Origin of the sequence: Bradyrhizobium sp. 1200_D9_N1_1, from assembly GCF_052075915.1 — a bacterium.
GTDB classification, from domain to species: domain Bacteria; phylum Pseudomonadota; class Alphaproteobacteria; order Rhizobiales; family Xanthobacteraceae; genus Bradyrhizobium; species Bradyrhizobium diazoefficiens.
Window position 1 is genome coordinate 1880954 of sequence record NZ_CP197226.1, and the last position, 22711, is coordinate 1903664.

General features: G+C 63.3%; 22 protein-coding genes. 12 read left to right on the forward strand and 10 right to left on the reverse strand.

The genetic code is table 11. The features are described from left to right. Positions 1–210: 210 nt before the first annotated feature. Complete coding sequence (locus AB5K84_RS09145) at positions 211–909, forward strand: Bax inhibitor-1/YccA family protein (RefSeq protein WP_011090057.1); 699 nt, start codon at positions 211–213, stop codon at positions 907–909. 15 nt (positions 910–924) lie between these two features. Here the strand turns inward: AB5K84_RS09145 and AB5K84_RS09150 are convergent, their stop codons facing one another. The 9 genes from AB5K84_RS09150 to AB5K84_RS09190 form a co-directional block, all read right to left on the reverse strand. After that, positions 925–1428, reverse strand: a complete 504-nt coding sequence (locus AB5K84_RS09150) for a DUF1269 domain-containing protein (RefSeq protein ID WP_011090056.1) — start codon at positions 1426–1428, stop codon at positions 925–927. A 218-nt stretch (positions 1429–1646) separates the two neighbouring features. Beyond that, positions 1647–3425, reverse strand: a complete 1779-nt coding sequence (locus tag AB5K84_RS09155; RefSeq protein WP_011090055.1) for a complex I subunit 5 family protein — start codon at positions 3423–3425, stop codon at positions 1647–1649. Then, the gene (locus tag AB5K84_RS09160) at positions 3425–3766 is read right to left on the reverse strand and encodes an NADH-quinone oxidoreductase subunit K (RefSeq protein WP_011090054.1); all 342 of its coding nucleotides are present in this window, start codon (positions 3764–3766) and stop codon (positions 3425–3427) included. Before AB5K84_RS09160 ends, AB5K84_RS09155 begins: the two co-directional genes overlap by 1 nt. After that, complete coding sequence (locus AB5K84_RS09165) at positions 3763–4707, reverse strand: MnhB domain-containing protein (protein WP_011090053.1); 945 nt, start codon at positions 4705–4707, stop codon at positions 3763–3765. The genes AB5K84_RS09160 and AB5K84_RS09165 overlap by 4 nt, the downstream gene beginning before the upstream one ends. Next, a complete protein-coding gene (locus AB5K84_RS09170) occupies positions 4704–4997 on the reverse strand; it encodes a monovalent cation/H(+) antiporter subunit G (protein WP_011090052.1) in 294 nt (97 codons plus the stop codon). The genes AB5K84_RS09165 and AB5K84_RS09170 overlap by 4 nt, the downstream gene beginning before the upstream one ends. Continuing rightward, positions 4994–5284 (reverse strand): monovalent cation/H+ antiporter complex subunit F, encoded by a 291-nt coding sequence (locus AB5K84_RS09175; protein WP_011090051.1) that lies wholly within the window; start codon positions 5282–5284, stop codon positions 4994–4996. Before AB5K84_RS09175 ends, AB5K84_RS09170 begins: the two co-directional genes overlap by 4 nt. Continuing rightward, the gene (locus AB5K84_RS09180; RefSeq protein ID WP_011090050.1) at positions 5277–5792 is read right to left on the reverse strand and encodes a Na+/H+ antiporter subunit E; all 516 of its coding nucleotides are present in this window, start codon (positions 5790–5792) and stop codon (positions 5277–5279) included. The genes AB5K84_RS09175 and AB5K84_RS09180 overlap by 8 nt, the downstream gene beginning before the upstream one ends. Before the next feature lie 25 nt (positions 5793–5817). Further along, positions 5818–6006, reverse strand: a complete 189-nt coding sequence (locus AB5K84_RS09185) for a hypothetical protein (RefSeq protein WP_133415037.1) — start codon at positions 6004–6006, stop codon at positions 5818–5820. A gap of 35 nt (positions 6007–6041) precedes the next feature. Beyond that, complete coding sequence (locus tag AB5K84_RS09190) at positions 6042–6245, reverse strand: DUF3551 domain-containing protein (RefSeq protein WP_028172887.1); 204 nt, start codon at positions 6243–6245, stop codon at positions 6042–6044. Between the two features lie 376 nt (positions 6246–6621). Here AB5K84_RS09190 and AB5K84_RS09195 point away from each other — a divergent pair, with 376 nt between their 5' ends. The 8 genes from AB5K84_RS09195 to AB5K84_RS09230 all read left to right on the forward strand — a co-directional run bounded on the left by AB5K84_RS09195 (position 6622) and on the right by AB5K84_RS09230 (position 18039). Next, positions 6622–7677 (forward strand): efflux RND transporter periplasmic adaptor subunit, encoded by a 1056-nt coding sequence (locus AB5K84_RS09195; protein WP_236842280.1) that lies wholly within the window; start codon positions 6622–6624, stop codon positions 7675–7677. Beyond that, the gene (locus AB5K84_RS09200; RefSeq protein ID WP_011090047.1) at positions 7674–10736 is read left to right on the forward strand and encodes an efflux RND transporter permease subunit; all 3063 of its coding nucleotides are present in this window, start codon (positions 7674–7676) and stop codon (positions 10734–10736) included. Before AB5K84_RS09195 ends, AB5K84_RS09200 begins: the two co-directional genes overlap by 4 nt. 143 nt (positions 10737–10879) lie before the next feature. Further along, positions 10880–12313: a basic amino acid/polyamine antiporter gene (locus AB5K84_RS09205; protein WP_011090046.1), complete on the forward strand. Its 1434-nt coding sequence runs from the start codon at positions 10880–10882 to the stop codon at positions 12311–12313. Between the two features lie 26 nt (positions 12314–12339). Beyond that, on the forward strand, positions 12340–13602 hold the full coding sequence (arcA, locus tag AB5K84_RS09210) for an arginine deiminase (protein WP_011090045.1): 1263 nt from the start codon (positions 12340–12342) through the stop codon (positions 13600–13602). 262 nt (positions 13603–13864) lie between these two features. Beyond that, complete coding sequence (locus tag AB5K84_RS09215) at positions 13865–14683, forward strand: outer membrane beta-barrel protein (protein ID WP_011090044.1); 819 nt, start codon at positions 13865–13867, stop codon at positions 14681–14683. Positions 14684–15341: 658 nt separating this feature from the next. Further along, positions 15342–16535: a sensor histidine kinase gene (locus AB5K84_RS09220; protein WP_011090043.1), complete on the forward strand. Its 1194-nt coding sequence runs from the start codon at positions 15342–15344 to the stop codon at positions 16533–16535. A 70-nt stretch (positions 16536–16605) separates the two neighbouring features. Then, the gene (locus AB5K84_RS09225) at positions 16606–17235 is read left to right on the forward strand and encodes a response regulator (RefSeq protein WP_038965441.1); all 630 of its coding nucleotides are present in this window, start codon (positions 16606–16608) and stop codon (positions 17233–17235) included. A gap of 168 nt (positions 17236–17403) precedes the next feature. After that, complete coding sequence (locus AB5K84_RS09230) at positions 17404–18039, forward strand: response regulator (RefSeq protein ID WP_011090041.1); 636 nt, start codon at positions 17404–17406, stop codon at positions 18037–18039. A gap of 100 nt (positions 18040–18139) precedes the next feature. Here the strand turns inward: AB5K84_RS09230 and AB5K84_RS09235 are convergent, their stop codons facing one another. Further along, positions 18140–19024, reverse strand: a complete 885-nt coding sequence (locus AB5K84_RS09235) for a hypothetical protein (protein ID WP_162494157.1) — start codon at positions 19022–19024, stop codon at positions 18140–18142. 337 nt (positions 19025–19361) lie between these two features. On the opposite strand from AB5K84_RS09235, the gene AB5K84_RS09240 reads away from it, so the two are divergent. From AB5K84_RS09240 to AB5K84_RS09250, 3 genes are read left to right on the forward strand one after another with little or no spacing between them, the layout of a single operon-like run. After that, the gene (locus AB5K84_RS09240; protein ID WP_236842132.1) at positions 19362–20867 is read left to right on the forward strand and encodes an amidohydrolase family protein; all 1506 of its coding nucleotides are present in this window, start codon (positions 19362–19364) and stop codon (positions 20865–20867) included. Between the two features lie 3 nt (positions 20868–20870). Beyond that, positions 20871–21800, forward strand: a complete 930-nt coding sequence (locus AB5K84_RS09245; RefSeq protein ID WP_011090038.1) for a CobW family GTP-binding protein — start codon at positions 20871–20873, stop codon at positions 21798–21800. Positions 21801–21844: 44 nt separating this feature from the next. Further along, on the forward strand, positions 21845–22708 hold the full coding sequence (locus AB5K84_RS09250; protein WP_038965444.1) for an urea carboxylase-associated family protein: 864 nt from the start codon (positions 21845–21847) through the stop codon (positions 22706–22708). Positions 22709–22711: the final 3 nt, after the last annotated feature.

Consider the following 22711-nt stretch of genomic DNA (forward strand, 5'->3'; position numbering starts at 1 on the left):
GGGGCGTGCTCGGAAGGACGAACGCAAGCGGCAGCACCATCTTACGATTCCGTAAGGCGGAAATCGCCACAACTGAAAGGCCGGCGTGCCACATTTGCAGGCCGAGTAGGGTGATCGTGCCCCCGGGATATCAGGTGATTGTCCGATATCCCGTGCGAGGGCAGAGGAATAGGGTCGCTGCCTCCCAACGGCTCCGCGAGGAGGCAAGCGATGTCAAACTACGATCAGAACCTGGCGACCTCTGACGCAATCGCGGTGGACGCTGGATTGCGCGGTTACATGCTGCGCATCTACAACTACATGGCCGCCGGCGTCGGCCTGACCGCCGTTGTGGCCTGGCTGACCTATCAGCTCACCGGTCCCGCATTGCTGCAGAGTCCGTTGATGTGGGTCTTCATACTGGCGCCGCTCGCGCTGGTCTTTTTCATCAGCGCGCGCATCAATACGCTGTCGGCGGCGACGGCGCGGCTTCTGTTCTTCATCTATGCCGCGCTGGTCGGGGTCTCGCTCTCGATACTGCTGCATATCTACACCAGCGCCTCGATCACGCGCGTGTTTTTCATCGCGGCCGCGATGTTCGGAGCGCTCAGCGTATTCGGCTACACCACAAGGCGTGACCTGTCCGGTCTCGGCACTTTCCTGTTCATGGGCCTGATCGGGGTCATCATTGCCAGCCTGGTGAACCTCTTCCTGCAATCAAGCGGGCTCGACTGGTTGATCTCGGTCGTGGGTGTCGGCGTCTTTGCGGGGCTCACGGCCTACGACACCCAGCGGATCAAGGCGATGTACGACAGCGGGGACGATGAAACGTCGGCTGGCCGCAAGTCGGTGATTTCAGCGCTGTCGCTCTATCTCAACTTCATCAACCTGTTCATGATGCTGCTGCGTCTGGCCGGCAGCCGGCGCTGAGCGGCCAAAGGGCTGTCAGGCCGCCGGTCGCTCCGCGGCGCTTGCTAGCGCGTCGCGCAGGGCCTGTTCCCTGGTATCATCCAAAGACGTCTTCAGCACGGTCCCTCCGGCGTCCTTGATCTCCTTCAGTACCTTGTCGGCGGTCATACTCTTGATCAGGACGAACAGGGCGGCGTTGCCGGTGTGGAGCGACGCTGACAATTCCTTCATGAAGGAGTCGTCGATGCCGAAATCGGATAACGCGCCGCCGAGCGCGCCGGAGGCCGCGCCGACGGCGACACCGAGGATCGGATTGAGGAAAATCATGCCAATCAGAAGCCCCCAGAAACCACCGGTTACCGCTCCCATCGACGTCGTGTTGACGAGTTGATTGAGCTTGATGCCCCCGGAATCGGTCTTCACGGCGATCACGGCATCGCTGATCGTGATCAGATATTCCTTCTGCAGGTTGAGCAGCCGTTGACGAACTTCCTCAGCCTTCGCTTCGGATGGATATACGATCGCCACTAAATCGGACATGAAGACCTCCTGCTGGATCGCAACTCCCGGCCAAGCCTGGTACGCCAGCGCCGCTGGCGGGATGCGTTGTCAGAGATTAGCCGTCGGTTCACCGGCGCGGGATCGGAGAAAACCCTGAGGCGTCGGGATGAATGTTCCTGATCATGGCGATGGGGAACACTTGGGCCTGACCTGTTCTTGGGCCTCACCTGTTCCCGGCCGATGCATGAGCCGGCGCCTCACGCGGCCACAAGCATCAACACGCCGAACAGCAGGGCCAGCATGAGAAGGCAGATGCTTGCCGCCGGCCACTCGCACAGGACACCGTTGCCCCTTTCAACATAGCCACCGAACGCGCAGCAGCCGCGTCGGAATGAATCGAACACGCCGATGGCGAGCCTCCAACGCACCGAAGACGCAAGCGGGTGCGGCCAGGGGCGGAGCAGGATTGCCAGCACGACGCCTCCCAGGAGAGGCAAGAGGAATTTGGAGAGAGTTTCGAGATCTAAGAGACCGGACGGCGAGATGCGCTGGACAGGCAGAAACGGTTCCCAGGGCACGAGGCCAAGCAATAACGAGCAGAGCGCCAGCACGAGCACCGCCACGTCCGGAAGGCGCGGTGCCGGGTCGGTCAATACAACAGACTTGTCCGGAGGGGCCAGCGCATGAGCCAGAACCAGCACGACATAGGAGGCAGTGAACGCCCCGCTTGCCTGGAGCACGACCGCCCACCACCATTGCTCCCTCTCGGTCGCGGCCTGAAGCAACAGGTCTTTCGCCAGGGACGCGCCACTCGGCTGCACGCCCATCAGCGCGATGCCGGCGATGGCAAACGCCAGGACGCTCAAGGGCAGGACGCGCGCGATACCGCCGAGCCCCGCGATGCGATCGTGGCCCAGCCCGGCGTAGATCGATCCGGCGGCCATGAACATCGCCGCCTTTGCGGTGGCGTGAGAGGCAGCCTGCAGCAGGCCGCCCGCCAGGGCCTCGCCACTCTCCAGATGACCCGAGGCATTGAACGCGAGCGGAAACATCAGGAAGAGATACCCGATCTGGGCCAGCGTCGAATACGCGATCAGGAGCTTCAGTCGCTCCTGGCGCAAGGCGAGGACGCTTCCGAGCACGATTGCCGCAGCTCCCAGCGCGGCGAGCAGTTGTGCGGCGGCGAAACCAGGCAGCCCGGGCATCACCTGGAACCAGAGCCGCACGATGATGAAGAAAGATCCCTTCACGACGAGGCCAGACAGGATCGCACTAGCGGCAGCCGGCGCGCCTGCGTGGGCAGGCGGCAGCCAGAGATGCAACGGAAAGAGTGCGGTCTTGGCCAGAAGACCTGATGTCATCAATGCCGCCGCGACGAGCGAGGCAGGCTGTGCTCCAATCCGGTGCGACAACAGCACGATATCCAGGGTGGCATGAAGACCATAGAGGAGCGCCGTGCCCAGCAAATAGAGCACGGAGCCGAGCAATGCGAAGAGCAGATAGCGTATCGCCGCGCGCAGGGTCTCCGGACGGCCATCCAGCGAGACCAGCGGCACCGCGGCGAATGTCAGCAATTCCAGGGCAACATAAAGCGTGAAGAGGTCTCCACCGACAAAGATTGTGTTCAGCGCGGCCCAGACCGCCAGCAGCAGGATCCAGAACACGAATGGCGCGCGCGCCTCCGTCGTTGTCACGGAGAATTCAGTACCGGCATAGACGGCGACTGCGGAGATCACGACTGCGGTCGCCGCAAGCATCACGGCCGACAATCCGTCCGCGCGCAGCGCCACCCCCAGCGGCGGCGGCCAGGCGCCGAGCAGGTAAACGAGAGGGCCCATGCGCTGCGCAACTGCTGCCAGAATCGCTACGACGATCACCAGCCCCAGCGGGATCGTCGCGAATGCGACCAGCCTGATGTGTCGCTCGCCCAGAACGAAGGCTAGCAGAACACCCGCGATGGGTATGGCAATCGACAGCACCAGCAGGAAGCCGCTTGGGGTTGTTGTCGCGTCCAGCGCTGGGGCAGGGGGCAGCATCAGCCACCGGCCTGATCTGGGTCATCGCGCGGCGAGGCGCGACTGCGCGGCGCCATGGAGGCACTCGTCTGGAACAGCCGCAGCAGCAGTGCAATCGCCAAAGCCGTTGCGGAAAACGCGACGACGATGCCGGTGATCACCAGGGCTTGCGGCACCGGATCATTGCCGATCCCCGCCGCCGCACCGCGCCGTCCAACGACGCCGAACAGGAGGAATACGCCGCTGCCGAGCAGATTGAAGGCGATGATCTTGCGGAGGGGCTGGGGCTTCGTGATCAGGCCGTAGAGCCCAAGTCCGACCGTGGCAGCAGCGCACAATCCGAACACCGTCACGCCGCTCACGGCTCCATGCCCCGTTCCGGTACGCCGGCGAGCAGCAGTCCGAGCGTCGCTGCGATCGTCAGGGTCATTGCGACCTCGATGCCAAGTATCAGCGGCTTGGCCAGCGCTGGCGGATAGGACAGGAACGCGGCGCCAAACAGAAGGCCGGCAAGGCCGACGAGCAGGAACAGGCCGGGCCCGGCAACGAGGATGAACCGTACCGATCGATCGCTCACGAGCGGTGTGTCCGCCAATCCGGCCATGACGGCCAGCAGCCACATCGACGCGAGAATCGCGCCGCCCTGAAAAGCTCCGCCGGGATGGTCGGAACCGGTCCAGAGGATATAGATCCCGATGACGATGCCAACCGGCGGCAGCAGCCGCGCAAGAAAGGCGAGAACGCCACGTGGATCGGCTTGGTGGCGCGGCCCGGGGCGGCCGCCCCACGCACTGTCAGGCGCAAGCGACCAAACGCCGACGATGGCCAGCAACAGCACGATCTTCTCGAGCATCGTATCCATGGCGCGGAACGCCATGAGCACGTTGGTGACGGGGTTGGACAGACCCGTTGCCCAGGCATTTGCAACAGCAGCCGGAGCAAGCGTCGGAGCGGAATCGGGCAGCCACAGGACCGCGCCGGCCAGCGCCGCAGCCGTCAGCACGGACAGCGCTGCGGCGCCCGCTCGCAGCAGTTTGCCTGGCGCTTCGTCCGCCATCATGTCGGCATCCCGCAATCGCGCCGCCGCGCTCAGCAGCAAGACGCCACCGAGGCCGCCGCCGATTGCGGCCTCGGTCAGAGCAACGTCGGCAGCGTCGAGGCGTACCCAGATCAGTGCCACCAGCAGTCCATAGGCAACGAACCCGACCGTGGCCGAAAACGTCTCGGGCACGACGATCGTCCAGACGCCGAGGGTCAGCACGACCGCGGCAAGGACAATTTCAAAGACCGTCGCAATGCTCATCGGTTCAACTGGCCTTGGCGCGCCGCGCGCGCAATCAGTTGCGAGACGGTGGCGCCCGCGAGCAGGCCGAGCAGCCAGATACCAACCAGCTTCGACCCGTCGCGAAGACCCGCTGCTTGCGGGAGCAGTCCGAGCACGACCAGGCCGAGGCCGAGGTTGTCCGCCTTGGTGAGCGCGTGCAGACGCGTCAGGGTATCGGGAAAGCGAAGCAGGCCGACCGTGCCCGCCAGAAAGAAGAACGCGCCGGCCGACACCGCTGCAATCGTCATCATGTCGCGTGCGAGGCTCATTCGTCCTCCGTTGATGCGGTCCCATCGGCCTCGAAGCGGGACAGCCCCTTCTTGACGAACGCGATGGAGGCGAAGGTGGCGAGCAGCGCCAGGGTCAAAGCCACGTCGATCGCTGCGGGTATGCTCGCTACGGTGCCGAGCAGCAGCAGCGTCGCAATGCCTCCGGTCCCGATCAGTTGCGTCGCCATGACCCGGTCAGCGTCGCCGGGGCCACGCAGGATCGACAACAGTCCAAGCGCCAGCATTGCCAGAATGAAACCGACCACGACCGTCAGGAACTCAGTCATTGTAAAGCGCTCGAACCAAGGCCGCCTCCTCCTGATCAAGTTCGGCGATCACGGGCTGATCGACGTCGAGGCAGTGATAGAGGAGTTGCGCCTCCTCCTCACCGGCCGGCACGGTGCCTGGCAACAGGCTGGTGAGCGTTGCGAACACGTTGCGACGCAGGCCACGCGGAAGACGGGTTGGATACGCGACAAATCCCGGGCGCAGCGGCAGGCCGGGATCGAGTGCGCGCCTTGCGACGTCCACTCCGGCCACAATGGACTGGTACAGGAACAGAAGCGCCAGTCGGAGGATGGCGCGAGGTGAGCGCCGCGACGTGCCAGGCTCCAGCAAACGCAAGCTCGTCCAGGTTGCCGTCGCGACGGCGATTGTTGCGGCAGGAATGTCATCGACAGAGGTGCCGGCAAGCACGAGCCAAAGGCAGAGGAACCATGCCGCTCGGGACGCCGCGCTTCGCCAGGACGCCCCGACGCCCGTACGCGCGTCTCGTTTTCCTGAGGGTCCGCTCACGTCGGAGTCCTCGGCTGGCGGCGGGTTAGTTCGCGCCGTTCTGCGATGTTTCGAAAACCAGGCCTTGTGCATTGAAGGACGGGATTCCGGCGGCGGCGCTGTCGGCGGCCGCAGCCGAGAACCCGTCGATGTGTCGAAACGGGGGTTGGCGTAGCGATACAACAGCATCCACACCGGTTCGAATGGCGTCCACGAGCGGATCGTTCGACGCCATCGCCCTGGATGGGCTCTCGCTGCCCTGCCACGCAACTAGCGTGACGCCTGCCGAGGGAAGCAGGTGCCGCCTCTTCCGCTCCGGGACGCCTGGCACTGATCCTGGGTGGAGTACTTGCAGTTCACCATCCCTTTGAATTTGGAGCACCATTGGTTCTGCTGGGTCTGTGCCGATGCAGTCTGTGGCGCGATGGTCAGCATTGCCGAGATCGCCGCTGCAACTAGGATCAACTTTCGCATCTTGAACCCTCCTGATTCATCAAGCCGACGCGCTCGATCGCTTCATCTGGGTGTGCAACCGTGCGCTCTTGATGAGACCGGCGATATTGGGTGATTGCCTGATCAGGCGTCAGGAATTCCCTAGAGCGCTCTCCGACGGATTGTCACGCCTCGTCGGGTTTCTGCCTGCGTTTGCGTTGTGCCGTAACCGCGATTGCATCCGGCCGCACCGAGTAGATTTGCCGATGTGTGCGGCCGATCCCCTGGGCAAGAATACCGAGGGGCGATATCGCGAAATCGCAACCTCGGGAAAGGCGGACCTGCCCGGCAACGTTTCAGGAGCTTGGCTATGCGCGGTCGCCGAACGACATCTCGGCAAGCCATTGCATTGACGCTGATGGCGGCTGCATCCGCGTCGGTCCTGGCTGCGTGTGACCGTCAAGTGGAAACCAAGGAATCGTCTCCGCGTCCGGTCCGGACCACGACGATCGAGAAGCGTGAGAGCCTGGTGCCGCTGACCTTCACGGGGCGCATCGAGGCGGAGGACGAAGTCAGCGTCGCTTTCCGGATCTCCGGACGTCTGCTTGCGAACGACACCAGGCTCGGTGACAGGGTCGAGGCCGGGCAGTTGCTGGCCCAACTCGAGCCTCAGAACGAGCTGAGCACATTGCGACAGGCGAAGGCCGCTCTTTCCGCCGCACAGGGCCAGTTGACGCAGGCACGCAACCATTACGAACGCCAGGAGACTCTGTTGGCACAAGGGTGGACCACGCGTGCCAATTTCGAGGCGGCGACGCAAGCACGACAGACCGCCCAGTCGCAGGTCGAGGCGGCGGAGGCGCAATTGAGCTCTGCGCACGATCTCGTCAGTTTCACCGAACTGCGAGCCGACGCGCCGGGCAAGATCACCGCGACGGGGCCGGCGGCCGGCGAGGTCGTTCAGGCCGGACAAATGATCGTGCGGATCGCGAGGCAGGACGGCCGCGACGCGATCTTCGATGTTCCCGCTCAGATGGTCAGATCGGCCCCGGCCGATGTGCAGGTGACCGTCAGCCTGACGGATGATCCGAAGATTACGGCGCGAGGCCGCATTCGTCAGATCGCGGCTCAAGCCGATCCGGTCACCCGCACCTTCGAGGTCAAGGTCGGCCTGACGGATCCACCGGCGGCGATGCGGCTCGGCGCGACTGTCAATGGCCGCGTCGAAACCAGTTCCGGTCCGGTGATCGACATACCGGCAACCGCGTTGACGCGGATAAATCGACAGCCGGCGGTGTGGATTGTCGATCCGTCGACGAACCTCGTTTCGGCGCGCAATGTCGATATCCTGCGTTTCGACCAGGCACAGGTCATCGTCTCGCAGGGGTTGGACGCCGGAGAGATCATCGTCACCGCGGGCGTGCAGGCGCTTCATCCGGGCCAGAAGGTGCGGGTGCTCGGGGCAGAGCCATGACCGGGCTCAATCTCTCCGACTGGGCCCTCAGGCATCGCTCGCTTGTCGTCTATGTCATGATCGTTGCCGTGATCGCCGGGGGCCTGGCGTATTTCCGGCTTGGTCGAAACGAGGATCCCTCCTTCACCATCAAGACCATGGTCGTTCAGGCGGCCTGGCCGGGGGCAACGGCCGAAGAGACGATGAAGCAGGTGACTGAGCGGCTCGAGCGCCAATTGCAGGAGACGCCCCATCTGGACTTCCTGCGCAGCTTCACCCGGGCGGGTCTCGTCACCATTTTCGTCAACCTGGAAGGAAGTGCTAACGCGAGGCAGGTTTCCGACACCTGGTATGAGGTGAGAAAGAGCATCGGCGACATGCGGCACACCTTGCCTGCCGGAGTTGTCGGTCCGGGCTTCAATGACGACTTCGGTGACACGTTCGGCATCGTCTACGGCTTCACCAGCGACGGCTTCACGCAACGGGAGTTGCGGGATCACGTCGAGCGCATCCGTTCTCGATTGCTTCAGGTCCCGGACGTGTCAAAGATCGAACTCCTGGGTGCGCAGGACGAAGTGATCTTCGTCGAATTCTCCAAGCAGGAGCTCGCGACCTTGGGCGTCGATCGGGCGGCTCTGCTCGCCGCGCTGCAATCGCAGAATATCGTCCGCCCGGCGGGCGTGATCCAGACCGGCAAGGAAAGCATCTCCGTGCGGGTGTCGGGCGGTTTTCAGTCGGAGCAGGACATCGCCAGCGTCAATTTCGTCGCAGGAGGGCGCACGATTCGGCTGAGCGACATCGCGCAGGTGCGGCGCGGCTACGTGGATCCGCCGCAACCGATGTTCCGGGTCAACGGCCAGCCCGCAATCGGGCTTGCCATCGCAATGCGCGACGGCGGCGACATTCTTGCGCTCGGCCGAAACGTCAAGAAGGTGATGGCGGAGATCACCGCCGATCTCCCGATCGGAATCGAGCCGATCCTCGTTGCCGACCAGGCCGTCGTGGTGGGAGGCGCGATCGGCGAATTCATGACCTCGCTCCTTCAGGCTATCGCCATCATCCTGGTGGTGAGCTTCATCAGCCTCGGAATCCGTCCCGGCCTCATCATCGCGCTTGCCATTCCGTTGACGCTGGCCATCGTGTTTCCGATCATGGAGATCGCTCGCGTCGACATGCAGCGAATATCGCTGGGAGCGCTGATCATCGCGCTCGCACTGCTGGTCGACGACGCGATGACGACCACCGACGCAACGCTCAATCGGCTGGCGCAAGGCGACAGCAAGGTCGACGCTGCGACGTTTGCCTACCGCAGTCATGCCTTTGCCATGCTCGCCGGAACGCTGGTGACGATCGCGGGCTTCATCCCGGTCGGGTTTGCCGCGAGCTCGGCCGGCGAATATACGTTCTCGCTGTTTGCGGTGGTTGCGATCGCGCTCCTGGTGTCGTGGCTCGTTGCCGTGGTCTTCACGCCCTTGCTGGGTGTCGTCATTCTCGTCCCGCCGGTGCAGAAGGGGGCTGCCGAGCCTGGCGCGATGTTCCGTTTCTATCGGAATTTTCTGACGCTGGCGATGCGCGCCAAGTGGCCGACGATTGCGATCTCGCTGGCGCTCTTTGCCGCGTCCGTTCTCGCGCTTCCGTTGATCCCGCGGCAGTTCTTTCCGTCGTCCGATCGACCCGAATTGCTCGTGGACCTCACCCTGCCGCAGAACGCATCGATCCATGCGAGCGAGACGGCAGCCAAGCGCCTGGATGCAGCATTGGCCGCCGATCCGGACGTCCGTCATTGGAGCACCAATGTGGGGCGCGGCGCGATCCGCTTCTATCTTCCACTGAGCGTGGAGCTTCCGAACGATTCCTTCACGCAGGCGGTTGTGGTGGCAAAGGACGTCGCAGCGCGCGAGCGCCTGCAGGCGAGGCTGGAACGTCTTCTCGCGGAGCAGTTTCCGGCCGCCGTTGCGTCGGTTTCGCCTCTCGGCCTCGGCCCCCCCGTCGGATGGCCGCTGCAATATCGCGTTGGCGGACCCGATGTGGAGCAGGTACGTGAGATTGCGCTCAAGGTCGGGCAGATCGTTGCCTCCGATCCCAGGACAAAGAGCATCAACTTTGACTGGATGGAGCCGGAGCGCCAGCTGCGGATTTACGTCGATCAGGATGAAGCGCGCCGTCTCGGCCTGAGCTCGCAGGCGATATCGAGCGTATTGAACACCGTGATATCTGGCGCAGTCGTCACCCAGGTCCGCGACGACATCTATCGGGTCAACGTGGTGGCCCGGGCTATCGACGAACAGCGCATTTCGCTGTCCAACCTGCGCACGCTCCAGGTGCCGCTGCCTGGAGGAAAGACGGTGTCGCTCAGCCAGTTTGCGACGTTCGGATATCATCAGGAGCATCCCCTGATCTGGCGGCGCGACCGTATTCCGACCCTGACGGTGCGTGCCGAAATCGGCGGTGGAACGCTGCCCGATACGGTGGTGGATGCCCTATCGCCCGCGATCGAAAAGCTGAGGAAGACGCTTCCTGCATCCTACGGCGTGGCCGTCGGCGGGACCGTGGAAGAGAGCCGGAAATCGCAGGCCTCCGTGCTCGCTGTGGTGCCCATGATGCTGTTCGTCATGTTCACCGTTCTGATGGTCCAGTTGCAGAGCTTCCCGCGACTGGTCATGGTCGTTAGCGTGGCCCCGCTCGGGATGATCGGTGTTGTGGCCGCGCTGTTGCTGTCCGGCAGGCCGATGGGCTTTGTCACCATTCTCGGCGTTCTCGCCCTGCTCGGCATGATCAGCAAGAACGCGGTGATTCTGATCAGCCAGATCGATGCGGAGCGCGCGCAGGGCAAGAGCCCATGGGACGCGGCGGTGGATGCCAGCAGCTCCCGTTTCCGTCCCATCATGCTGACGGCGGTGTCGACCGTTCTCGGCATGATCCCGATTGCTCCAACCGTCTTCTGGGGCCCGATGGCCGTCGCAATCATGGGCGGCCTGCTGGTCGCGACCGTGCTGACGCTTGTCTTGCTGCCGACATTGTACGTGACCTGGTTCGGGGAGAAGGGACCAGCCATGGCCTCCGCTCCACCGTCGTCTTGAGCGACTGTTTCCGGCGAGGGAAATCCCGACGCTCGACTAGGTAATCACCCGATATTCCAGGTTTCGCCCAAGGCGCATCGTGCGACCGCCGGCAAGGTCGCTCGGCCAGGATGTTGCGCACCCGCGCGTCGCGAGGTCTTCTCATGACTGGGACGCCGTCAATCCAAAAGCTCTCCCTGTTCGCATTGACCGCGATGGTGGTCGGCTCGATGGTCGGCTCGGGGATATTCTCGCTGCCGAGAACTTTCGGCATCGCCACCGGTCCGTTTGGCGCGATCTTCGCCTGGTGCATTGCCGGCGGCGGCATGTACACCCTCGCGCGGGTGTTCCAGGCGCTGGCCGAGCGAAAGCCCGAGCTCGATGCCGGCGTCTATGCCTATGCGAAGGAAGGATTTGGCGACTATCCCGGCTTCTTGTCGGCATTCGGATACTGGATCGGCAGCTGCATTGGCAACGTATCCTATTGGGTCCTCATCAAGTCGACCTTGGGCGCCTTCTTTCCGGTCTTTGGGGATGGCAACACGGTCACCGCAATCATCGTCGCCTCGATCGGAATTTGGCTGTTCCACTTCATGATCCTGCGCGGCGTGCAGCAGGCGGCCGCGATCAACACCATCGTCACTGTCGCCAAGATCGTGCCGATCCTGGTCTTCATCGTTATCCTGATATTCTCGTTCAACGCCGACATGTTCCGCGGCAATTTCTGGGGCGGCGAGGGCATGCCGGACAAGGGCCTGTTCGAGCAGATCCGCGCCACCATGCTGGTCACGGTGTTTGTCTTTCTCGGCATCGAGGGCGCCAGCGTCTATTCACGCTACGCCAAGGAGCGCGCGCATGTCGGTGCTGCGACCCTGCTGGGGTTTGCGATCGTCACGAGCCTGATGGTGCTCGTCACCATGCTGCCATACGCCGTGCTTCTCCGCGCCGAGATCGCCGGCATGCGGCAACCGTCCATGGCGACGGTCCTGGAGGCCGTGGTCGGGCATTGGGGCGCGATCTTCGTCAGCATTGGACTTCTGGTTTCGGTGTTGGGGGCCTATCTCGCCTGGTCGCTGATCTGTGCCGAGGTGCTCTCCGCCGCCGGCCGGACCAGGGATATGCCGGCATTGTTCGGCACGGAGAACGCGAACAAGGTGCCGGCCGCGGCGCTCTGGCTCACCAACGTGATCGTCCAGCTCTTCGTCATCAGCACCTATTGGTCGCAGGATGCCTTCGCGCTGATGCTCAATCTGACGAGCGTGATGTCACTCATTCCGTTCTTCCTCGTCGCGGCCTACGGGCTCCTGCTCGTCAGGCGGGGCGAGACCTATGAGAAGAGCGGCAGCGAGCGAACGCGCGACACGATCTTTGCTGGCATCGCCGTCATCTACACGCTGTTCCTGATCTATTCGGCCGGAATGAAGTTCCTGCTGCTGTCCTTGATCCTCTACGCGCCGGGCACCGCGCTCTATTTCTGGGCGCGCCTGGAACAGAAGGCGAGGGTCTTCACGGCCGTCGAGTGGGGCATCTTCATCGCAGCCGCCGTCGGCGCGGCTGTCGGAATCCACGGATTGGCCACCGGCTACATCACGATCTAGGCAAGGCAACCCTTAAGGGCAGTCCCATGGCAAAGCAGGCATCGGAATCCAACAGAGCCTTTGGCGTTCATTCGGAGGTCGGTCAGCTCCGCAAGGTCATGGTCTGCTCACCCGGCCGCGCCCATCAGCGCCTCACGCCCTCCAATTGCGACACCCTGCTGTTTGACGATGTGCTGTGGGTCGAAAACGCCAAGCGCGATCATTTCGATTTCGTCCAGAAGATGCGTGATCGCGGTGTCGACGTGGTCGAGATGCACAACCTGCTGACCGAGACGGTCGCGATCCCTGAGGGCAGGAAGTGGATCCTCGACAACCAGGTTGTTCCCGATCAGGTCGGTCTCGGTCTCGTCGACGAACTGCGGGGCTATCTGGAGAGCCTCACGCCGCGCGATCTGGCCGAGACGCTGATCGGGGGCGTTTCGACCCATGACTTCCCGGACGCCCATGGCGGCGAGATGCTCAAGCTCGTCCGCGAGGCCGCCGGCATGACCGAGTATCTGCTGCCGCCGCTTCCCAACACGTTGTATACGCGGGACACGACATGCTGGATCTACGGCGGGGTCACGCTGAATTCGCTCTATTGGCCGGCGCGGCATGAAGAGCCGATTCTCGCCACCGCCATCTACAAGTTCCATCCGGATTTCGCCGGCAAGGTCAATGTCTGGTGGGGCGATCCGACGCGGGATCACGGTCTGGCGACGCTGGAAGGCGGCGACGTGATGCCGATCGGCAAAGGCAACGTCCTGATCGGGTTGAGCGAGCGCACCTCGCGGCAAGCGATCAGCCAGGTCGCCGCGGCCTTGTTCAAGAAAAAGGCGGCCGAGCGCGTGATCGTCGCTGCGATGCCCAAGCTCCGCGCAGCAATGCATCTCGACACCGTCTTCACGTTCGCGGACCGGGATTGCGTTCTGCTCTATCCCGACATCGTCAACAACATCGCGGCCTTTTCCTACCGGCCGGCCGACAATTCCGCCGGCCTCGAGCTGCGCAAGGACGAAAAGCCGTTCGTGGATGTCGTGGCCGAAGCGCTCGGCCTGAAGAAGCTGCGCGTGGTCGAGACCGGCGGCAACGCCTATATGCGCGAGCGAACGCAATGGGACAGCGGCGCTAACCTGGTTTGCGCGTCCCCGGGCGTGGTGTTTGCCTATGACCGCAATACCTACACCAACACCTTGCTGCGCAAGGAAGGGATCGAGGTGATCACCATCGTCGGTGCAGAGCTGGGGCGGGGCCGGGGAGGCGGTCATTGCATGACCTGTCCGATCACCAGGGACGCGGTGGACTATTAGGCGGATCGAGTGGGGTCGGCCGCGATACCAGCGTGCCACGTCCGCGCGCCGTTCCGCCTTTTGTTGGGGGCAACGCAACCGATCGGTCACGTGCAGCGTGAGTTCCCCGGCGTCTCTTTCGCAGCGTCGGGAGCTTCCGGCATTTTACGAAATGGCAATCTGTCGGTTCAATCCCTGATTTAAAGTCCTATCACTAACACGCCACAATCGTCGCCCAATCTAGGGCGATTCCTGGTGTACGCAGAAGCCATCGGGGCATGCCATGCGCGGATCTATCGTTCTGTTACCGGTCGTTGGATTGTTTGGGGCAAGCCCCGCGTGGGCCGCGGATGTTGATCTCACCGAGCTGAAGGCGAGCAGTCCCGTGCCGTATTACTCCGCTCCGTCGTGGAGCGTCGTCGGTTCCGTCGCGCCGACTTTCACCGACAATGCTTTGTTCAGCCGGGACAACCGCAAATCGGATCTCTACTATGAGCCCGACGTGAGCGTCAGGCTGGACGGGAATCTGACCAATGACCTTTCATACCGGCTCTACGCCCGCGCCCAATACGAGGCGTTTGCGACGGAGAAGGATGGCAACGCTGCAGTCGCACGCGTGGGAGCGCGCCTGACCGAGAATTGGGACGGCTGGCGCTTCTCCGCCATCTACGAGAACCGATACGATTTCGATGGAGTCTACCGGGACCTTGCCTTCACCTCGCATGACGTGATGGGCTCAGTGGCGCGCGACTTCCGCATGAATAATGTGACACTCTCGCCGCTGTTGCTTGTGACCTACCGGTTTTCCGACCTTGCGGAAGCTCGCCGCTGGCGCTTCGATGCGTTGCTCGGCATCGAAGTCAAGCTCGATCCGAAATGGTCAATCGTGAGCACGCCGCTGTTCGAAGCCTTCTGGTTCACAGACGGGCTGAACCGGGGGCGGCAAGACCAGATCTACTCGGCGGACCTGGGTGTGAAGTACAATTTTACCAGCAACGTGTCGTTGACGACCAGTGTGTTGTACGAAGCGCGTACATCGAACGTTGCTGTGCGGCGCTACCGGGATCTCAGGATCGGTCCTCGACTTGACTTCGCTTTTTGAGGGGCCTGCAAGATGATGAAATGCGCGTGGGTGCTGATGGGAGTCGCCGTTGGGCTAGCGGCGCCGTCTGCCGCCGTCGCAGACCCGCGCGATTCTGTCGACCGAAGCCAGCGCCTGGATACTGATGCACTCAGGGACGACGCCGCCACTCACCGCCTCCAAGTGCCGTCTCATCCGCTGGTGATCGCGCCGCCTCAGCAGCCTTCTCCGAGCGCGAAGGCCGGAAAGAAAAGGAAATCCAGCGCGAGCGGAGCCGGAACCCGCTAGCGCCTGGTAAAGTGTCGTCCGATGTTGATCCGAGAACGATATTCATGATTCTCGGAGGGCGCTGCTTGCGCATCAGGGAAGCTGTTATCCTCTCGCGCCGTTCGTGAAGGCTATTGGCGGCACTTTAGCATTTGTTGCATCTCTTTTGAGTCCAGTGCCGAATGGTCCGGCACGAACCGCATATTTGATCCCTTCAGCTCTCCCCTCACGAATTCGAGATTCTAATCTCGCGCTACTTCTACTTATGGCGCTATCAACCTAACGGTGTATAATCTGCGGACCCCACGGGCGTACTCTGATCCAGGGTGATGCCCCGCCTGCGGGGCAGGACGGCGACTCTCGATATCGAGCTTCAATGTCGGGCGTTGCCGCAGCAGAGTGAGCGCGTACCGTGAAGCCTCATAGCTTTCCCGCTTCCGAGCCAATTCGAACCAGCGGCACAGGGTCGTTCCGGCTCGATTTCGAAGAGGCCAGCGACCGGCTGTACTGGATGTGCTCGGCTGACTTTCTCTTCGTCGTGCGCCCTTCGCCTGGCCGACGCTTCGTCTATGAGGGGATCAATCCGGCATTCGAGCAGCATCTCGGCATCTCGTCCGAAGACATCAGGGAGATGGACGTCTCCAGCTGCATGAGCAGGGATGACGCCAGATCCATCTATGAAGCCCTTCGCGCCTGTCTCGCGGAAGGAACGGAAGTGAGGATTCGCCATCGTCTCGCATTTGGCGACCGGCGGCAAAATATGGAGACGACCATCGCTCCGGTTGTGGATCCCGTGGCGGGTAGCGCGATCCGGCTGATCGGCAGCCATCGTATCGTGCGCCATGGTGCATTCGAAACCGCGACCGAAGGTGTCGATGATGTTCAAGTCATTGCCAATCTGGCGTCCATCCAGGAGGATATCCAGCAGCGGATTGCTTCCGATCTCCATGATTCGACATGTCAGCATTTGATTGCCGCGAGTCTCGGTCTCATGCGGCTCCGGCGTGAAATGAGCGACGCGGTCGGCGCCGAACGGCTTTGCGGTGAGATCGACGCGTCTATCGATGAGGCACTCAGGGAAATCCGTGCCTTTTCCTATCTGCTACACCCCCAGAATCTGACGGTCGACAGGCTCAAAGCCGCGATCGAGCACTACGCCGATGGATTTGCGGCCCGCACCTCGTTGCGGGTCACGACCAGGATCGTGCCCGACGTCGATAGGCTGTCTTACGAGAAGCAACGCGCCTTGCTGCGGATCGTCCAGGAAGCCCTCACCAACATATTCCGCCATGCGCAAGCGACGGAGGTGAGCATCGTTATCGACCCGATCGGCCGTCATTTTCGATTGACGGTCACCGACAATGGGCGAGGGATGCGCGCCGACTACGCGAAGCAAGGTGCGAAAACCATATCCGTCGGCGTCGGTATTCCCGCGATGAGGGCACGGCTCGAACAGATCGGAGGGTCATTGGATATCCACTCCGATCCGGCAACACAGCTCTCCGGCACCATCCTGCGCGCGGTGTTTCCGCATGGGCTGACGACGAACAAGCCTGGCCGGCGAAAGGCCACGGGCTTCGGGAGGGCCCAAGCTGGCACCCACTGAGGCAAGAAGAAGAAGGTTATCGGTGGCGGGTGGACATGGCTGCCGTATAGCGACATTGGAGTGCTCTGCCATGAAACGCTTTCTTATCGCAGATGATCACGAGGCGGTGCGATTGGGCTTGCGAGCGGTGCTCGAACAGCGGGCGGATTGGGAGGTGGTTGCCGAGGCGAACGACGGCAGCAAGGCGTTGACTGCGGCAATCGAAAGCCGGCCGCACGTGGCTATCGTCGACTTCTCCATGCCGCGAATGACGGGTGTGGAGGTTGCGCGGCGGATCAGGGACTATCCGCTGCAGACGGAGGTTCTGATCTTCACGGTGCACAAGTCCGGTCTGCTCGCTCAGCAGGCCTTCGAGGCCGGTGCACGCGCATTTCTGACGAAATCGGATGCGAACAGATCGCTATTGGCGGCCGTCGACGCGCTTTTGGTGCATAAGCGATTTTGCAGCGAAAGCTGCCGGAACGAGCTGGATCACGGCGCGGGCGGCGAAGCAGACCGGGGCCGCGGGCTTACGCCACGCGAGCAGCTTGTCGTCAAGCTGGTAGCCGAAGGCTACAGCAACAAGGGCATCAGCGCGATCCTGAACCTCAGCGTCAAGACGACAGAGGCACATCGAGCGGCTGCGATGCGCAAGCTGGACGTGAACTCAACCGCAGGTCTGGTCCGGTACGCCGTTCGTGCGCAGCTGGTTGAGGCATGACGGCGCGTCGGTCCGTGGAGTCTCCTTGAAGCCGGCCACGTCGGTACATTCGCCGAGGCAGTTCAGGGTTTTGCAGGATGGCGCTTCGAGCCATGATCGGCATGATCGTTCGACCTTGCTGCTGCCGGCCGTCTCCATCGATTGCGGCCGGAAAACGAGAACGACGCCATGAAACGCATCTTGATTGCGGATGATCATGCAGTCGTACGTTCAGGGCTTCGCGCGATTGTCGAAACGCAGTCCAACTGGATCGTCGCCGGCGAAGCGACCAATGGCGAGCAAGCCGTCGGTTTGGCCGTGGAGACGATGTCGGACATCGTCATCGTCGACTATTCGATGCCACTCATGAACGGGTTGGAGGTCAGCCGCCGGCTCAAGGCACTCGATCTGCGCACGGAGGTGCTGATCCTGACGATGCATGAAGACGAGGAACTGCTGTCCGAAGCCGTTCTGGCGGGAGTTCGCGGCTTCTTGTTCAAGTCGGATGCCAAGAAGCACCTGATTTCCGCAATCGAGGCGCTGCTCGACGGCAGGCCCTACTTCACCAGCGCCCTGGTGGAGAAGCTGCTCCACGACTACCAGCTCAACAAGCATGGCAGGTCGGACATGCTGCTGACGTCGCGCGAGCAGAGCGTGGTCCAATTGATTGCGGAAGGGCATACCAACAGATCCATGAGCGTCATTTTAAAGTTGAGCGTGAAGACGGTCGAGACCCATCGTGCGTCGGCCATGCGCAAGCTCGGAATGTCGTCGACGGCCGAACTGGTCCGCTATGCCATTCGCAAGAAACTGGTTGTGCCTTGAGAGACGCCGCCGTTGCCGTGGAATGGGTGCTGTGCAGATCCATGCAGGATGCACAAGCGTCGACACGACGATCACGTGGACCGAAGCCACCCTTCCGCAGTCAAAGCTTCCAGCTCAGCGAAATAATCCGCATTCGGGTCAAGACCCGCGACCGATTGTGTGCGAGGTTCTGGCCATAGGTGTTGAGGCAATTCCTCATTGCCTTGGCCTCGTCGGTGATGGCGGCAATCGAATCCAGCGGCAGAAATTCGTAGTCCGCCACCCGGCCTGGTCGCAGCCACATATCGGCGATCGGCTGGCGGCCGAGGCTCGCATGCAGGGCCATGATCGTCCGCCAATCCTCTGCGGCCGAACGTGCGGCATCGATGCGCATGTCCGGCGTCCATGGCCTCTCGATCAGATCATGTCCCAACGTCGCGGGCTCAGTGGAATACCAGGCCCAGAGACAAATCAGCCGCAGCCGTGCAGGCTTCACCCGTCGCGGCTCGCGCGCAAATTCACGCGCGATCCACGCCGCCATCGGTTCGTGCGCGAGCTCGGCGGCATCGGCCACGAGCTGAAGCCATGTCGGCGCGAGCTTGGGAGAGCGCGGAAGGTGGTTCGCGATCTGTCGCCGAAAGAGTTCGCCGTCGGGCAATCGCGGGATCGGACGCGCAAACGTCTCCGGAGGCAGCTTGCGCAGCCACAGCGGGGCGTCGGCGGCAGGCGCCGCCTCCGCGAGGGCATGGCCGTCGATCACGCACGCAATCGCGCGTGCAGGATCGAGCCCCCGCCGCGGAACAGCAAGCGCGAAGAGCAGCGCGGGAAAGCTTGCGGCAAGGTCCGCAATGCGCGGATGCCGCACGGCCAAGGCGCGCACCGCGCCCTGGAAGCGCGGGTGATATCGCCGCAGCCGGCTTTCCAGCAGGTCGCAACGCCGGTCGCCCCGATCAGGGGCCAGCTTGAGATTGGATGTCATGACAATAGGTTCGCAAACGCGCGCCAATAGGTCGCGGCAGATTCGATTTGATGCAGGGCTTGGTGGTCTCACCCGGGAACCGATCCCGGGAAGCGCGTCAAATATCGCGCGTCGAACCCGGGAAGCGTGCAGTCGTAGACATGGTCGCCTCCAAAAATGAAATTGCGCGCATCCCATAGCTTGGCATTTGCCGGGATGCAACCCGAGACTGCATCTGGCGTCCGCGTCCCCGCGACAGCCGCGCGGCAATATGCATGCTGCATCGGCATCCGCGGCGGTGGTCGTTGTCACAAAAATCTGCCTCTATGCGGCCCAGACGCACCTCCGAAGCTGCTGCCGGGTCTTTGGAGGTTTTGGCAATGGCATGCGGAGTGACGATATGAGCGGTTTGGTGATCTCAGGCGGCAGGGTGGTGGATCCCGCGAGCGGGATGGATGCCATCGGCGATGTGGCGGTGGTGGACGGCAAGATCGCCGCCGTCGGCTCCTCGCTCGGCGGCGCCGAGCGGGTGATCGACGCCACCGGTCTCGTGGTGGCGCCGGGCTTCATCGACCTGCACGCGCATGGCCAGTCGATCCCGGCGGATCGCATGCAGGCGTTCGACGGCGTGACGACGACGCTCGATCTCGAGGCCGGCGTGCTGCCGGTCGCATCCTGGTATGAGCGCCAGGCCAGGAAGGGGCGCGTGCTGAACTACGGCGCCGCCACCAACTGGGCTTTTGCGCGCATCGGCGCGATGACGGGCTCCAACGCGGAGAGCTCGCTCGAGGCGTTCGGCAACGCCATGCGCGACCGCCGCTGGATGGACAATGTGGCGAGCGATGCGGAGGTCGCCGGCATCCTCGATCGCCTCGCGCGCGGCCTCAACGAGGGCGGCATCGGCATCGGCATCCTGAACGCCTACGCGCCGGGCGCCGGCGTGCAGGAGCTGACCGCGGTCTGCCAGCTCGCCGCGAAGCAGGACGTGCCGACCTTCACCCACGTCGCCTACATGTCGCGCATCGACCCCGAGAGCGCGGCGGAGGCCTATATCCGCCTGATCGGCTATGCCGGCGCCACCGGCGCGCATATGCACATCTGCCACTTCAACTCGTCGAGCAAGACCGACATCGAGCGCTGCCGCGTGCTGGTCGAGAAGGCACAGGCGCAGGGCCTGCCCATTACGGTCGAGGCCTATCCTTACGGCACCGGTTCGACCGTGCTGGCCGCGGCCTTCTTCAGTGATCCCCAATTCGTCGAGCGCAACGGCACCGGTTACGATTCCGTGCAGCGCGTGACCGACGGCTATCGCTTCCATGATCGCGCGGAGCTGCTCAGGGCGCAGGCCGAAGAGCCGTCCTCGCTGGTGCTCTGGCACATCCTCGACATCGAGAACAATTCGCATCACCGCGACCTGCTCGACATGTCGGTGCTGTATCCCGGCGGCGCCATCGCGTCCGACGCGATGCCGTGGACGACGTCGGACGGCAAGACTTATACCGGCGATGCCTGGCCGCTGCCGGATGACGCCACCTCGCATCCCCGCTCGGCCGGCTGCTTCACAAAATTCATCCGCGAATGGGTGCGCGAGCGCAAGACGGTGTCGCTGCTGGAAGGCGTGCGCAAATGTGCGCTGATCCCTGCGGAGATCCTGTCGCAGAGCACGCCCGCGATGCGCGCCAAGGGCAGGCTCGCAAAGGACGCCGATGCCGACATCGTCGTGTTCGATTACGAGAAGCTGAGCGACCGCGCGACGTTCACGGCGATGAACCGGCCGTCCGAGGGCGTGCGGCATCTCGTCGTCAGCGGCCAACCGCTGATCAGCGACGGCATTCTGGATGTGACTGCGCGGCCCGGCCGGCCGGTGCGCCGCCCGGTCGTCGAGGGCTGACCCATGCCGGTCCCCATTCTCCTGGTGACGGGCTTTCTGGGGGCGGGCAAGACCACGGTCGTCAACCATTTGCTGGCGCATGCGGAGGGACGGCGCATCGCCGCCGTGGTCAACGATTTCGGCGCGATCAACATCGATGCGGAGCTGATCGCGGGCGCGAGCGACGGCGTGGTGAGCCTTGCCAACGGCTGCATCTGCTGCTCGCTCGAAGGCGATCTGCTCCGCACGCTGTCGACACTGCTGCGGCGTGATCCGAAGCCGGAGTATATCGTCATCGAGACCAGCGGCGTCGCCGATCCCTCCGACATCGTGCGCAACCTGATGGATCCGGTGATCCTGCGCGAGGCGCCGCTGGAAACCGTGCTCTGCGTGATGGACGCTGGCACACCGCCGTCAGCCCTGGATGACGCGCTGGTGCGCGCGCAGCTGCGGGTCGCCGATATCGTGGCGCTCAGCAAGCTGGATCTGGCGGACGAGGGCGCGGGTGCCCGCATGCGCGAAGCCATCCGCGTGCTGCGCGTCCCCGCCGTGGTGGTCGATGCGCAGCACGGCGAGATTCCCGCCGCGCTGCTGTTTCCCGCAACCATCGATAGCGCGCCCGCGACACGCGAGCCGGGGCCGCGGCGGCCGGCAGAGGAACGCTTCGAGACGTTGAGCTGGACCTCGGACCACCCAATCTCGTTGCCGCGCTTGCAGCAGGCGATCGGCCGGCTGGCGCCGAAACTCGCCCGCGCCAAGGGCCTGTTCGAGACCGTCGAGCAGCCCGGCCGTCTGACGGTGTTTCAGTTCGCCGGCGGCCGCGCAACACTGGCGCCGGGTGAGGCGCCGACACCAGGCGTGCCGCGGTCACGCATCGTTTTCATCGCCGAGCTCGGCGTTCTCTCGAAGGCGGAGCTCGACGGGATCCTGGCGGAGTGCGTTGCGAGTGGGTGAGATGAGGCGGTAGGATGGACTGCAGTCACAGGGATCAGCTTGGCATGTCGCCCAAAATCGCACCCGCAGACGCCGCTTCGCGCCGCGCCGCCAAGCCGACGATCGTCTATCCGGCCGGCACGATGCCCGGGCCTGACCTGGCCGCGCTTGAGCAAGCTCGCCGCACGATGGTCAAGACGCACGAGCTCACCGTGCCGCCACGCGATGCCAGAACATTTCGCGTGGCGCGCGGCCAGTTTTTCCGCATCGTCAGCATCGAAGGTCCTCAGGTCGGCGACCTCAATCTCTGGAATGCGGAGGATCTCTCCGAGCGCTTCTTCAGCGGCAAGACGCGGGCGCTCCATGGTACACATGTCGGCATCGGGGACCGGCTCTGGAGCAATATGCCCTACCTTCGGCCGATGGCGACCATCAGTCACGACACGCTCGGCTGGTACGGCTTCGACGAGGACGGCGCCGGCATTCATGATGTCATCGGCACGCGCTGCGACCCCTATACAAATCTCCTGTTGAACGGCACGGCTTACGATTTCTGCTGCCATTCCAACCTGTCCCGCGCGCTTGCCGCCGAGCTCGAGATGGAGCCACGCGCGATCGAGCATCATATCCACGACGTACTCAACGTCTTCATGTGCACCGGCTTCACGAAGGACACGCACCAATATTTCATGAAGGCAAGTCCGGTCCGTCCCGGCGACTTCATCGAGTTTCTTGCGGAGATCGACCTGCTCGGCGCGTTGTCGGCCTGTCCCGGCGGAGACTGTAGCGCAACCCATTCCAGCGATGCCGCGGCATGCCAAGCGCTCAAGATCGAGATCTTCGAGCCGGATCGAGCGACACTGAAGCACTGGAGCTGGCCGTCGCCAAGTGCGTATCACCGCCGCCACGGTGGGCATGCACAAAGCTGAGCC